The organism is Marinomonas gallaica, from assembly GCF_049821165.1.
Classification (GTDB): domain Bacteria; phylum Pseudomonadota; class Gammaproteobacteria; order Pseudomonadales; family Marinomonadaceae; genus Marinomonas; species Marinomonas gallaica.
Genome location: NZ_CP187511.1, coordinates 3,167,938 through 3,180,005, shown reverse-complemented (window position 1 = coordinate 3,180,005; position 12,068 = coordinate 3,167,938). Strand labels below are relative to the sequence as shown.

General features: G+C 45.4%; 14 protein-coding genes. 10 read left to right on the top strand and 4 right to left on the bottom strand.

Annotated features, from left to right (window positions below):
* Window positions 1-28 precede the first annotated feature (28 nt).
* From ACPUEK_RS14980 to ACPUEK_RS14955, 6 genes are all read left to right on the top strand, one after another.
* Window positions 29-718, top strand: coding sequence for a pseudouridine synthase (locus tag ACPUEK_RS14980; RefSeq protein WP_425641240.1), 690 nt, complete (start codon window positions 29-31; stop codon window positions 716-718).
* 70 nt (window positions 719-788) lie between these two features.
* Window positions 789-2,474, top strand: a complete 1,686-nt coding sequence (locus ACPUEK_RS14975; RefSeq protein ID WP_425641239.1) for a SulP family inorganic anion transporter — start codon at window positions 789-791, stop codon at window positions 2,472-2,474.
* A 214-nt stretch (window positions 2,475-2,688) separates the two neighbouring features.
* Window positions 2,689-3,132: a translesion error-prone DNA polymerase V autoproteolytic subunit gene (umuD, locus tag ACPUEK_RS14970; protein ID WP_067035930.1), complete on the top strand. Its 444-nt coding sequence runs from the start codon at window positions 2,689-2,691 to the stop codon at window positions 3,130-3,132.
* The gene (gene umuC, locus ACPUEK_RS14965; protein WP_425641238.1) at window positions 3,129-4,400 is read left to right on the top strand and encodes a translesion error-prone DNA polymerase V subunit UmuC; all 1,272 of its coding nucleotides are present in this window, start codon (window positions 3,129-3,131) and stop codon (window positions 4,398-4,400) included. The genes umuD and umuC overlap by 4 nt, the downstream gene beginning before the upstream one ends.
* Before the next feature lie 436 nt (window positions 4,401-4,836).
* Window positions 4,837-5,097, top strand: coding sequence for a hypothetical protein (locus ACPUEK_RS14960; protein WP_067035937.1), 261 nt, complete (start codon window positions 4,837-4,839; stop codon window positions 5,095-5,097).
* Window positions 5,098-5,152: 55 nt separating this feature from the next.
* Complete coding sequence (locus ACPUEK_RS14955) at window positions 5,153-5,419, top strand: hypothetical protein (RefSeq protein ID WP_067220726.1); 267 nt, start codon at window positions 5,153-5,155, stop codon at window positions 5,417-5,419.
* Window positions 5,420-5,529: 110 nt separating this feature from the next.
* On the opposite strand, the gene ACPUEK_RS14950 is transcribed toward ACPUEK_RS14955, so the two are convergent.
* The gene (locus ACPUEK_RS14950; protein ID WP_425641237.1) at window positions 5,530-6,396 is read right to left on the bottom strand and encodes a LysR family transcriptional regulator; all 867 of its coding nucleotides are present in this window, start codon (window positions 6,394-6,396) and stop codon (window positions 5,530-5,532) included.
* Window positions 6,397-6,540: 144 nt separating this feature from the next.
* Here ACPUEK_RS14950 and ACPUEK_RS14945 point away from each other — a divergent pair, with 144 nt between their 5' ends.
* Window positions 6,541-7,743, top strand: a complete 1,203-nt coding sequence (locus ACPUEK_RS14945; RefSeq protein ID WP_425641236.1) for an MFS transporter — start codon at window positions 6,541-6,543, stop codon at window positions 7,741-7,743.
* Window positions 7,744-7,811: 68 nt separating this feature from the next.
* Here the strand turns inward: ACPUEK_RS14945 and ACPUEK_RS14940 are convergent, their stop codons facing one another.
* Together ACPUEK_RS14940 and ACPUEK_RS14935 are read right to left on the bottom strand one after the other, a co-directional pair.
* On the bottom strand, window positions 7,812-8,243 hold the full coding sequence (locus ACPUEK_RS14940; RefSeq protein WP_067220721.1) for a DUF3010 family protein: 432 nt from the start codon (window positions 8,241-8,243) through the stop codon (window positions 7,812-7,814).
* A gap of 51 nt (window positions 8,244-8,294) precedes the next feature.
* Window positions 8,295-8,762 carry an Lrp/AsnC family transcriptional regulator gene (locus ACPUEK_RS14935; protein ID WP_425641235.1) on the bottom strand — a complete coding sequence of 156 codons (468 nt, stop codon included), beginning with the start codon at window positions 8,760-8,762 and terminating at the stop codon, window positions 8,295-8,297.
* Between the two features lie 137 nt (window positions 8,763-8,899).
* Here ACPUEK_RS14935 and ACPUEK_RS14930 point away from each other — a divergent pair, with 137 nt between their 5' ends.
* Window positions 8,900-9,940: a PLP-dependent cysteine synthase family protein gene (locus ACPUEK_RS14930; RefSeq protein WP_067035953.1), complete on the top strand. Its 1,041-nt coding sequence runs from the start codon at window positions 8,900-8,902 to the stop codon at window positions 9,938-9,940.
* 25 nt (window positions 9,941-9,965) lie between these two features.
* Here the strand turns inward: ACPUEK_RS14930 and ACPUEK_RS14925 are convergent, their stop codons facing one another.
* Window positions 9,966-10,709 carry a class I SAM-dependent DNA methyltransferase gene (locus ACPUEK_RS14925; protein WP_425641234.1) on the bottom strand — a complete coding sequence of 248 codons (744 nt, stop codon included), beginning with the start codon at window positions 10,707-10,709 and terminating at the stop codon, window positions 9,966-9,968.
* 220 nt (window positions 10,710-10,929) lie between these two features.
* Here ACPUEK_RS14925 and ACPUEK_RS14920 point away from each other — a divergent pair, with 220 nt between their 5' ends.
* Both ACPUEK_RS14920 and ACPUEK_RS14915 read left to right on the top strand, forming a co-directional pair.
* Window positions 10,930-11,232, top strand: coding sequence for an antibiotic biosynthesis monooxygenase family protein (locus tag ACPUEK_RS14920; protein WP_067035959.1), 303 nt, complete (start codon window positions 10,930-10,932; stop codon window positions 11,230-11,232).
* 51 nt (window positions 11,233-11,283) lie between these two features.
* Entirely contained in the window at window positions 11,284-11,844 is a 561-nt protein-coding gene (locus tag ACPUEK_RS14915; RefSeq protein ID WP_067035962.1) for a TIGR00730 family Rossman fold protein, read from the top strand.
* Window positions 11,845-12,068 lie beyond the last annotated feature (224 nt).

The following is a 12,068-nucleotide window of genomic DNA, read 5'->3' as shown; positions in this document are numbered from 1 at the left end:
GCCAATTTGATAGTTATGTTGTTTGCTTATGCGCTTGGATAAATTTGTCTGCAAAAGTACTGAACTCACAAAAACTGAGGCAATTCATCACATTCAGCAGGGCAGGGTGACGATTAATGGTGAACCTGCTGTGCTGGAGGCAACTCAAGTTCATGAAAATAATGATGTACGACTGCTCGGCGAGCGGCTGGTTGCTCGTCCTTTCCGTTATATCATGATGCACAAACCTGCCGGCACAGTGTGTTCCAACATCGACGAAGCTTACCCCTCGGTTTTTCAACATTTGTCAGTCGATAAACCGAATGAGTTGCATATTGCCGGGCGCTTGGATGCGGACACGACGGGGCTGGTGTTGATCACGGATGACGGTCGCTGGTCATTTCACATTACACAGCCGAATCGAGGCTGTCGCAAGGTCTACCATGTTTTGTTATCACGGCCTATTGCGGACGATATCGCGCAGCGTTTTGCTAAGGGTATCCGGTTGCAAGGTGAAGCGGCAGCGACATTACCAGCACAGTTAGAGATAATCACGTCGACTGAAGTACGCTTAACCTTAACGGAAGGCAAGTTCCATCAGGTAAAACGTATGTTTGCTACGGTGGGTAATCGAGTGGTTGGTTTGCATCGTGAGCGCATTGGTGATGTTGTACTCGATGTCCCTGAATCTGGCTGGCGCTATTTAACCGTTGATGAAGTACGGTCTTTTACGCGTTAAGTTATTGATTAATTGACTCATCCTCGTAATCTCGCAAAGATATACACACAATTCTATGTAGAGTCGATACATGACCATCGGACGTCAGCGTTACCGCCTGTTGCAAGGGCTACTGCCTTTGTCTAAATCCCGTTTTTCGCAAGAAGCCATTGCGGGCCTAACATTGGCCGCGCTCGCGATTCCTGAAGTAATGGGTTATACACAAATTGCAGGAGTGCCGGTGGTGACGGGGCTTTATACCATGCTGCTGCCTATGTTGTTATTCGCTGTATTTGGGGCATCGAGACAACTGGTGGTCGGTGCTGATTCAGCCACCGCAGCGATGTTAGCCACGGCATTAGCGGGTATGGCGCTGGCTGGTTCGGATGATTACATGGCCATGGCTGGAACTCTGGCGTTGTTGGTCAGTGCGATGTTGCTTATTGCACGCTTACTCAACTTAGGCGTGTTGGCCAATTTCTTATCGCGCACCGTATTGATCGGCTTTCTTAGTGGTGTTGGCATACAAGTTTCCTTAAGTCAAGTATCGGGAATGCTGGGCATTGAGCATGAAGGCGTCAGTTCATTAGCACACTTAGTGTTGCATTGGCCGGCATTGAATAGTTTGAATATTTACACGCTAGTCGTGTCTTTATTGACACTTATTTTGGTGGTTGGGATGCGTTTATGGTCGCCGCGGATACCGGGCGCGTTACTTGCCGTAATCGGCGCGATGATTGTGAGTTGGCTACTGGACCTACAAACACATGGCTTAGCTCTCGTTGGGGCCGTGCCGAGCGGTTTGCCTACACTCCAGTTCCCTGTGTTTATGTTAACGTGGGATCAATTTACACAGCTGATTCCAACCGCGTTTGCCATGTTTATGGTGATTATTGCGCAAAGCTCTGCCACCTCTCGTGCTTATGCTGCGCGCCATCAAGAAACAGTCGATGATAATGCCGATCTGATTGGCCTTGGCATGGCCAATTTAGGCGCGGGTTTATCCGGTGCGTTTGTGGTCAATGGCAGTCCAACCAAAACTCAAATGCTGGACGGTTCCGGAGGTCGCAGTCAACTATCTCATTTGATTACGGTGGCGGTGGTTGTGGCGGTGTTGCTGTTTCTAACAGAGCCTTTGGCGTACCTACCTCACGCTACGCTGGCGACGATTGTGTTTTTGGTCGGCATTGAATTGATCGACATTAAAGGACTCCGAGATGTGTGGTATGAGCGCCGCTGGGAGTTTTGGGTGGCGTTGACTACGATGATTGCCGTTGTCGTTCTAGGGGTTGAACTGGGTATTTTGGCTGCCATTGCCTTGTCTCTTCTGGTTCATACTCGCCATGGGTATCGGCCGGTGAACAGTGTCATTGTACCCAATGGTCATGGTCGCTGGCGTGGGGTGCCACTTAACAACAATGCTCAGTTGATGCCGGGGCTGCAGGTGTATCGCTTCACTCATGGGATGTATTACGCCAACGCGGCGCTGATGAACCGAGAGGTCTTGTACTTAGTGAACAGTGCTCGACCCGCATTAGATTGGTTTTGTATCGAAGCGAATGCGGTGGATGATGTGGACTATACCTCAGCAAAAACCTTGCTTTCTCTCGTCGACGAATTGCAAAAATGTCACGTTAGGCTTGTTTTTGCAGAAGTGTCGGATCGGGTTCGCGAAGAATTGGATCGTTCTGGCATTACTGAACAGGTGGGCGAAGACGCTTATTATCAATCCGTTTCCGATGTTGTTGAAGCTTATAAAGTACACGCCCATTCATGAATGAGCCGATACGTTGGACTCTATAAACACTGATCTAGCTCTATATTCTACGGCTTTGACATAGTTGCTTGCGTTTTAGCCCTGTCGCCCGACAACAAAACCCCGGTGAGCTCTGCTTGTCGGGGTTTTGTTGTATCTGAATGTTAAAAATAGATGGGTCTTTATAAAAACTGAGCTATAATGCTGTATAAATATACAGCATATGGGGATCGTTATGCGTGTGACATACCTCGGTTCTGCGGAGTCGGCCGCTTTTCTTGCGTCTAAGCAGATGGCTATTCCGCTTTATGTTGAGTCTGTCTCGGCAGGCTTTCCATCACCTGCTCAGGATTTTGTTGAGCGCTCATTAGATCTAAATGAATTATGTATTCAGAATCCCAGCTCGACCTTTTTTGTGCGAGCACAAGGGGATTCTATGGTCGAGGCGGGGATTCATTCTGGAGACGTGTTGGTCATTGATCGCTCTTTAAGTGCTAAACACGGCGATATTGTGATTGCCTCGATTCATGGTGAGTTAACCGTCAAAGAGTTGCAGCTGAAACCAACAACCGTGTTGCGTCCTCATAATAAAGCGTATCCGGTGATCCCGATTTCGGAGCACTCCGAGTTGGAAATATTTGGCATTGTGACCGGCGTAGTGCGTAGGTTGGAGCGGTGAGTTCTATTTTTGCTTTAGTGGACTGCAATAACTTTTACGCCAGTTGTGAAAAGCTTTTTCGTCCGGATTTAAAACATCGTCCGGTGGTTGTGTTGTCGAACAACGATGGCTGCGTTGTCGCGCGTTCAAAAGAAGCAAAGGCGTTGGGAATTAAAATGGGCGTGCCCGTGTTCCAAATACGAGATCAGATCGAGCAACATAATATTGTGTGCTTCTCATCCAACTACGCATTGTATGCGGACTTGTCGCAACGAGTGATGTCTTTGTTAGAAGAGGAAGCGCCGCACGTCGAAATTTACTCAATTGACGAGGCCTTTCTGGATTTAACAGGGTTAGATGGTTGTGTGGATGTTCTAAGTTTTGGACAACATCTCAAAGCTAAAGTCGATCAATGCACTGGTATTACGGTAGGGGTGGGCATTGCGCCGACTAAAACATTGGCTAAACTCGCCAATCACGCGGCAAAAACTTATCCTGCGACAGGCTCAGTGGTAAATTTAATGGAGCGTGACCGTCAGCGCCGTTTGTTGGCATTGCTGGATGTGTCGGATGTTTGGGGGGTCGGAAGACGTTTAAGTAAGCGTCTATATGAACGCGGCATTTACACTGCGCTGGATTTAGCCGACGCCAATTCAAAGGTTATTCGCAGTGAGTTTTCGGTGGTATTAGAGCGAACGGTTCAAGAACTTAATGGGGTGTCTTGTATCGCGCTTGAAGACGCAGTGCCAGTGAAACAGCAAATTGTCTGCAGTCGTTCATTTGGTACACGCATCATCGAAAAAGAGGCATTAAAAGAAGCCATTGCTAAGTATATGGGGCGTGCCGCTGAAAAACTGCGCTCTGAGCAGCGGTTAGCGCGAGTGGTACAAGTGTTTATACGAACCGGTGCGTTTAACCCCAATGATGCCTATTACACGAATGCATTGACCATTGAATTATCTCATCCAACGAATGATTCCCGTGACTTACTCAAGGCGGCTTATGAGGTACTCGAAAAGCTTTATCGCCCTGGTTACCGATACGCTAAAGCGGGCGTTATGCTGACAGACTTTTATGAGCATCATGCCTACCAACAGGATATGTTCCAAGCAGATCCAGTACGCAAGGGGTCAAAAGCACTGATGGAGGTAATAGACAACATTAACCACAGTCGCCTTGGAAAGGTTTTTCTAGCAGCGCAAGGCACTTCAACCCCTTGGTCAATGAAGCGCGATCACTTGTCACCAGCGTACACGACGCAATGGTCTGACTTGCCTATCGTGCGTTGATGCGTCCCAATATCGAATAAATCGACTGAATCGCATTGAAGAAACAGATTTCAAATGAGTAAGTCTGGGGCGTTGAAAATCCGTCTATAGTGCTTTGTTCGACTTACTATGTGCTGATATGAGTAGATTGCGCAAACTATGTACACCTGTTGTTTAAATTCCGTTTATAACTCAAGTTAAATTAGACTGTATTTGCGAACTTTAGCTGGTTTAGAGAATGAATGGTTAGCTACTTCCATTATTCTTGCATTAATAACAGTAGACAGCACATTTACCGAAATTAATGGAGGAAAGTTGAAACGGAGTTTTTAGACCTTTTCTTATTCCGCATGGCCTCTAGTATTAATAACATCGAAACGCAAAACGTTGAGTGCAACGAAAGTTAACACGCAAACGTTTAATGTTTAATAAAAGAGACCTTAGCAGGAGGCTCATCATGAAAAAGTTAATTGCAATCACATCAGCTGTTTTAGCAACCTCTGCCATCACATCGCCAGCGTTTGCCGACAACATCTCTGATGATCTTCGTATGGCTGAAGCACGTTACGAATCAATGGCAACTGAAATAGAGTCCGAAGGCTACCAAGTTGATTCGTTGTATACGGAGCCAATGACGACGTCACAAAAGCTAGATACCGTAAAAGAAAAAAACATGGAGCTGAAAGGCGTACTAAATAGCCTTGAAACGTCGCAATAAAAACGCAGCTAAAATTTTCTAAGCTATTATTTTTTAAAGCATATAGGTGAATGATATGAATTTTAAAACACCCGCTATGATCGCAACGCTAACGTTAGCCGCTTCCGCTTCTTTTGCCTCTGGCGATAACAATCTACAAGACGACTACTTAGATTCACAGTCGCATGCAAAAGCACTTTCTGCTCAACTTGAAACGATGGGCGTTGATACTAACCCAAACGTTGAATTTAATAGTCCGACGACATTATCTCAGAAAGTAGACGCTTACGAAGACAAGATTGACACATTGCAAAGCCAATACAATGAACACAGTACTTATTAACACTGTGTATTGGTAAATAGAGCTTTATTCCCCTTTAGCTCTTGATAAAAATAAAGCCCCGATTACTCGTTAATCAGGGCTTTGTTTTTATATGGCCGAACGAAAGAACATTAATGAAACTCATTATTCATTGGATTAAAGACAGGACTGTTGATAATGATTTTTTCCAATCGTCGAGTCGCTTCGTTAATTTTATTCGACGTAAATAAAGTGACTTCCATATCCGGTAATTCTGGAAACTCTCTGTGAACGACTAAATCCTCTTCGAGTGTGTGATACGGAACAATAGCAATGCCAATGCCAGCGCGAACAGCCGCCAGTACCCCGGCACGGCTTTGGCTTGTAAACGCAATACGGTAGGGGATTTCAGCCTTTTTAAGTGCTTCACAAGCATAGTGCCGATGCTTACAGCCCTCATCAAAAACCACGAGAGGCAATATCGCCTGTGTATGAACGAAATGGTCTTTTGAACCAATCCACACTAATTCGTCTCGGCGCAGTCGAATGCCGCCTTCCGTATCCGCCACCATTTCAACCAATGCGATGTCCAGCTTACCTTTATCCAATAAATCGACTAAGTGGTTTGGACGGTAATCACAAAAGGCTTCAAGTTGTGCCTCTGGATAGCTCAAAATGAAATCTTGTAAAATCGGTGCGAGCGTTCGAGTTGCGTATTGGTCATGTGTACCAAGACGCACTACGCCATTAATGTCCATATTCTGAAAAGAGCCGACGATTTGATCATGCAGATTCAACAGCTGCTGCGCATGGGTAGTTAATTGGACGCCCACGGCAGTAAGTCGAACCCCATGCTGACCTCGTTCCATCAATGGGTTTTCAATCAAATCTTCCAAGCGATTCAGCTGCATGCTCACCGTGGAAGGGGCCTTATGCAGCAGTTTTGCGGCTTCGGTTAAATTTAGAGTATCCGCCACGACCATAAAGGTTCGCAGTAAATTAATAGGTAAATCGTGCATGGCGTTTAGTTTTCAATAAAGTTGAACGTAGAGTTGAATATTTATCGATTTACTGAATAAAAGCAAGCCCCTAATATGGCGCTCATAGGTTGCATCGGCGACTTACCGAAATTCCATATATCGTTTTAAGCAGGAGAGTGTGCTATGCGCATGGCGATTACATTTGGGTTTAATCAAGTTATTAGTCATGGCTTCGGTCTGTTCTTATTTGCTGCATTGGTGCCGCTGATGCAAGAGTCAATTGACATTACCAGTTGGCATCTTGCCACCATCGGTGCGCTGACGCAGTTGTCGTATTTAGGCGGCGCGATGATTCTCGGTATTATTGGCCATCGTATGGACTCAGGTCGTCTTTTGATTGGCACGGGGATCTTAACCAGCTGCTTATTATTTTCCATGGCGTGGCTAAACGATCCATTGATTATCACATGTGTATTGACGGTCATGGCCGCGAGTGCAGCGATTAGCTGGGGCGGGATTGTCGAAATGGTGACCAGTTTTGGCCGTTTAGACCGTACCTCAACTAATTTATCCATTGCTTCAAGCGGAACCGCATGGGGTTACAGCTTAAATGGTTTGATTATCTTGCTGGTCGTACCGGTTTTTGGCTGGCGCAGTGGTTGGATCGCAGCGTCTGTGTTTGGTTTGATTACTTTGTTTGCGACCATTACTTTGCTGCGCCACATGCGTCAAAACAAAGAAGAGCACGATATTGAAGTAACGTTTGCGATGACGTCTCGTCAATTGTTTGCGACAGTATTCAAAGAACGTACAGCATTTTTATCTTGCTTGGTGTTGTTCTTAGTTGGTCTTTCTACGATGACGTTCTCTACTTGGTTGAATACGTTCTTAGCGCAACTGAATTTGCCTGCAGCATTAGGTGGTTACACTTGGAGTGTAATCGGTATGACGGGTATGGTCGTCGGCTTCTTTGCGGGTAAACTTGCTGATAGTAAAGGCCATGGGATTGCGTTGTTAATCATCTTTGGTGCCTTTGCTTTGGGATTATTAGCTTTCACTTATGACCCAGCGCGCTTTGTTCTGTTAGCGGGTCTAGGCTACGGCTTAATGTACTTCCCGATTTGGGGAATTGTTGCTGGTTGGGTAAGCAAGCACTATAGCTCAAAAGCAACCATGCAGATCAACGGCATTGGTATGGTGACCTTTGGTTTAGGCGGTGCGTTAGGCAACTTGGCGGCGGGTGCGATTAATGAATTCACCGGCAGTTTGATGAATGTATATTGGTTGATCACAGCGATGGGATGTGTGTTGTTTGTGTTGGCGGCGTACATTTATTTAAGTGATCGTAAGCCAGTAGATGAGCAACCTCTGGTCGGTGCTGTTTAAACCATCTATTTAAAAAGACGAAGCCCCGCTAAGGTGTTCTTAGCGGGGCTTTTTTTATTGCGATAACATCACTCTGGCTGTTTGCTTAGGGCCGCATACGCCACTGTGAAAGCGCCTTCTTGAAAGGCTTTTAGTCCAGTGTCAGAAAAATGGATTGGCAATGGGTTATGCTTGATGATGTCTTTCATCGTAGCGTTATTCATTAACTCAACGCTTAAGCCATCAATGAGCTGAACAGCCGCTTCCATTTTGAATCCAACGGCACCACCGGCGAATTTTCCTTTAGTTGGTCGTTCGCGAATAACGACATGTTCAACCTTGTAATCTTCAAACAGCTTCTTCAGCATAAATTGAAATTTACGCATGGCTTCTGCGTCATCAGAGTGCTTCATTGCATGGCGCACCTGACGGCAATCCGGCAGTTGAAACAACCCATCTTGTTTAGACAATAGGCAAAGAATAATTTCGCTGCCTTTGATTTCGATACCACATGTAACCATAAGAATGTCCTAGCTGAATGTCCGAGCCGCATTATCGCACATCGTCAGTAATCATAAAGTCCCAACATCGATTGGCAGGCAAGTTGTGTGCTTAATTTCTTCCATAGCAAAGCTAGACGACACATTGCTTAAGCCATCAATGTCTTTGATGAGCTTTTTATAAAAACTATCGAAGGCATGAATGTCTTTTACGGCAACGCGTAAAAAGTAGTCCCATTCGCCAGACATGCGGTAGCAGTCGACGACCTCATCGAAGCTCAAGATACGCTCTGAAAAGAACGTCAGCCAAGCATTATCATGACGTAGGGTTTTGATATGAACGAAAACGGAGATGCCTAAGTTGATCTGACTGCCGTCCAGCAAGGCAACGCGGGATTTGATAATGCCTTGCTCTTCCATGCGCTTAATACGCTTCCAGCAGGGCGAGGTCGAAAGGTTGACCCGTTCGGCGATGTCTTGAATGGCGATAGTGCAATCACGCTGTAGAATATCTAGGATTTTTAGATCAATGCTGTCCATGGTTATTTTTTCTATTATATGTGTATTTAAAAGCATAATTTGCTTAAAAATAGCATTTATAGGTAAAAAATAGCTAAGCATTTTCCCACCAAAAGATTACATTTAAAGCAGATAAAACAGTCAACGAGGAGTGCTATATGAACTGGGTAAGTGATGCCATCGCGAAAATCAATGCGGATTATCAACGCTCTGCGGATACGCATTTGATCAAACTGGAGGGGTTAAACTTTCGAGGCATTGATATTTACCTGAAAGATGAAAGCACGCATCCAACCGGCAGTTTGAAGCACCGTTTGGCACGTTCATTATTTCTCTACGCACTGTGTAACGGCAAAATAAAGCAAGGCACGACTGTGGTCGAAGCATCGTCTGGCAGTACAGCCGTATCAGAAGCGTATTTTGCACGAATGCTTGGGTTACCTTTTATTGCGGTGATGCCTAGTTCAACGGCACAAAGTAAAATTCGTCAAATTGAACAGTATGGAGGGCAATGCCATTTTGTTGCTTGCGCCACGCGTATGCATGATGAGGCCGTTAATGTGGCACAACAGGTACAAGGCCACTTTATGGATCAGTTTCTCTATGCAGAACGAGCGACGGACTGGCGCGGGAGCAATAACATCGCGGAGAGTATGTTCGGTCAGATGGCATTAGAGCCACACCCGGTGCCGCATACAGTAGTCATGAGTGCGGGAACTGGCGGTACATCAGCGACCATTGGGCGTTACATTCGTTATCAAGGCTTGGACACACAGTTAGTTGTTGTTGACCCAGAGTACTCAGCATTCTACGACGGTTATACAAACAAAGATTCAAGTATAACCATCGGACGAGGCAGTCGAATAGAAGGTATTGGGCGTCCTAGGGTTGAAGCGTCGTTTCAGCCGGATGTGATTGATGCCATGTTAAAAGTACCCGATGCAGCGAGTGTGGCAACGATGCATTGGTTAGCACAACAAACTGGGCGCAAAGCTGGGCCTTCTACAGGCACCAATCTTTGGGGCGTGTTACAGGTTGCAAAAGCGATGCAGGCAAATCATGAGGCTGGCTCTATTGTCACCTTGATGTGTGATGGTGGTGAGCGTTATCAGGACACCTACTATAACCCTGAATGGGTGGCGCGCGAGTTAGGTGATATTGAGCGTTACCTAAACGAGCTGAGTGTATTCAGCTCGTAAGGGATGCGCTAATAGAATAGCTGTCTTAGCGTTTAACACAGACGAATAATGCGTTACCTGAATTAACCTCTAACGGTTGTAGAGTGTCGTAATTGTGCTCAAGAACAGTGACTTCAAAGTAGGGATCAAGCATTTTTGTCAGTTGCGCAAAGTCGATGGCGACCATCGGATGGCTATCTTGCCAGCATTCCACGTGCTCATCTGTTGTTTTACGGATGCTTAGACGCAGCTTTTGTTGATCACCTTGTCCTTCATAATACCAACCCGAACGAAAATCAAAGCAGCTGTTATCTTGATGTGTTGAATGCGCAACAGAAGATTGATTGTCGATATGGTCTTTGTCGACGGCATTAAAACAGAATACCCCGCCCGCATTGAGGGCCTTAGCGACTGCGCCAATACAGTGTTGTAGCGGTTGCAGCTCGCCAGTGTAATGGATTGAATACAAAAAACAGGTAATCAAATCGACTGGCTGATCAATACGAAACTCACACATATTTTGTAAAGTGAAAGCGGCTTCTGGGCAACGGATTTGCGCCTGATCAAGCATTGGCTGGTTCAGATCTAGACCTTGGCATTGGTAACCGTGATCTAAAAAATGTCGGATATGAGGGCCAGTACCACAGCCAATATCGAGATGAGATACGCCTTTGTTACCAAAGATTTGATGGAGGCGGTGGACACAATCACTTTGTGCTTGGTAATTAATATCGGCACACATTAAGTCATAGTAAGCTGACAAGTCAGTATACAAAACCGTTTCAGACATATTGGCAGCTCTGGGAGAAGAAAAAGGTCGTGCATCATAGCGTCGAAAATAGGCTAAATCCACTTAGAAAATTAATTTTTTAATGTGATCAAAAGAGTCGATGGCATGCTGTATGAAGGGGTGGGCTTTTAATACGTCATATCAGCACCATTAATAAAGCATACTGCTCTATAAAGGGCATTGAAACAACGCCGATATTAACGGCTAAGAGAGAGTGTTTATGTTTATTGCGATGAATCGTTTCAGAGTCAAGCTAGGGTGTGAGCATGAATTTCTTGATATTTGGCGCAACCGCGACTCTTATTTAGAAGATGTGCCTGGCTTCAAATCGTTTAATTTACTGCAGGGGCCGACGACGGAAGAGTACACACTGTTTTCCTCCCATGCTACATGGGAATCACGTGAGGCTTTTGAAGCGTGGACAAAGTCTGATGCTTTTCGCAAAGCCCATGCGAATGCCGGTAGCCGACGTGAGATCTATTTGGGGCATCCTCAGTTAGAGTGTTTTGAAGCTGTCATCTAAATTGCCTATCGTAGAAAGCATTTCATCAACAACAATAAAGTAGGTTTCACAATGAAAGTTGCAGTATTTTGTGGCGCCAGCAGTGGCAATGACCCGCGCTATGTCGAAACAACTAAGGCATTAGGGAAATATTTTGCAGAGCAGGGAGTGGACGTTGTCTATGGTGGTGGCGATGTCGGTCTAATGGGCACTATTGCTGATGCCGTGCTGGCTCATGGTGGCAAAGTATACGGTGTTATTCCTGAATACTTGAAAAGCAAAGAGATCGCACATGAACATTTAACAGAGTTACATGTGGTCGCCGATATGCATGAGCGTAAGGCTAAAATGGCCGATCTTGCGGATGCTTTTGTAGCGCTACCGGGTGGCGCTGGCACATTAGAAGAAATTTTTGAGGTATGGACATGGGCACAATTAGGTCATCATGCTAAACCGTGTGCTTTTTACAATGTCATGGGGTTTTATGATCCACTTATGTCAATGGTACGACAGATGAGCGAAGCTGGTTTCATTCGCCCTCAATATGTTGATATGTTGATCAACACCGATCAGGCGGATGAACTGCTGACGGCATTAAAAACCTATCAACCACCTAAAAAGAAATGGGGCTAAGATCAGAGCACCTAACCTGAATTTTTGAAAGAGAAAAGCATAATAAAAGTGTCCATTAGGATTGAAATGGGCACTTTTTATAGCTGACCTATAATCATTAAATTTTTCATGATTAATGTGTTGCGTATATTTTGGTCTTTACAGTATGCTGTTTTCTATATATCTACCTATGGTAAATGGCTATGGTATGAGTACGAGGCAGAGTGGAGTGCACTACGCCAGTA

Excerpts from the sequence above, each read along its gene's own strand:
- ACPUEK_RS14925 (WP_425641234.1), bottom strand. The coding sequence starts at position 10,709 with ATGTCTGAAACGGTTTTGTATACTGACTTGTCAGCTTACTATGACTTA.
- ACPUEK_RS14945 (WP_425641236.1), top strand. The coding sequence starts at position 6,541 with ATGCGCATGGCGATTACATTTGGGTTTAATCAAGTTATTAGTCATGGC.
- ACPUEK_RS14975 (WP_425641239.1), top strand. The coding sequence starts at position 789 with ATGACCATCGGACGTCAGCGTTACCGCCTGTTGCAAGGGCTACTGCCT.
- ACPUEK_RS14915 (WP_067035962.1), top strand. The coding sequence starts at position 11,284 with ATGAAAGTTGCAGTATTTTGTGGCGCCAGCAGTGGCAATGACCCGCGC.
- umuD (WP_067035930.1), top strand. The coding sequence starts at position 2,689 with ATGCGTGTGACATACCTCGGTTCTGCGGAGTCGGCCGCTTTTCTTGCG.
- ACPUEK_RS14930 (WP_067035953.1), top strand. The coding sequence starts at position 8,900 with ATGAACTGGGTAAGTGATGCCATCGCGAAAATCAATGCGGATTATCAA.
- ACPUEK_RS14950 (WP_425641237.1), bottom strand. The coding sequence starts at position 6,396 with ATGCACGATTTACCTATTAATTTACTGCGAACCTTTATGGTCGTGGCG.
- ACPUEK_RS14940 (WP_067220721.1), bottom strand. The coding sequence starts at position 8,243 with ATGGTTACATGTGGTATCGAAATCAAAGGCAGCGAAATTATTCTTTGC.
- ACPUEK_RS14960 (WP_067035937.1), top strand. The coding sequence starts at position 4,837 with ATGAAAAAGTTAATTGCAATCACATCAGCTGTTTTAGCAACCTCTGCC.
- ACPUEK_RS14935 (WP_425641235.1), bottom strand. The coding sequence starts at position 8,762 with ATGGACAGCATTGATCTAAAAATCCTAGATATTCTACAGCGTGATTGC.
- ACPUEK_RS14955 (WP_067220726.1), top strand. The coding sequence starts at position 5,153 with ATGAATTTTAAAACACCCGCTATGATCGCAACGCTAACGTTAGCCGCT.
- ACPUEK_RS14920 (WP_067035959.1), top strand. The coding sequence starts at position 10,930 with ATGTTTATTGCGATGAATCGTTTCAGAGTCAAGCTAGGGTGTGAGCAT.
- ACPUEK_RS14980 (WP_425641240.1), top strand. The coding sequence starts at position 29 with ATGCGCTTGGATAAATTTGTCTGCAAAAGTACTGAACTCACAAAAACT.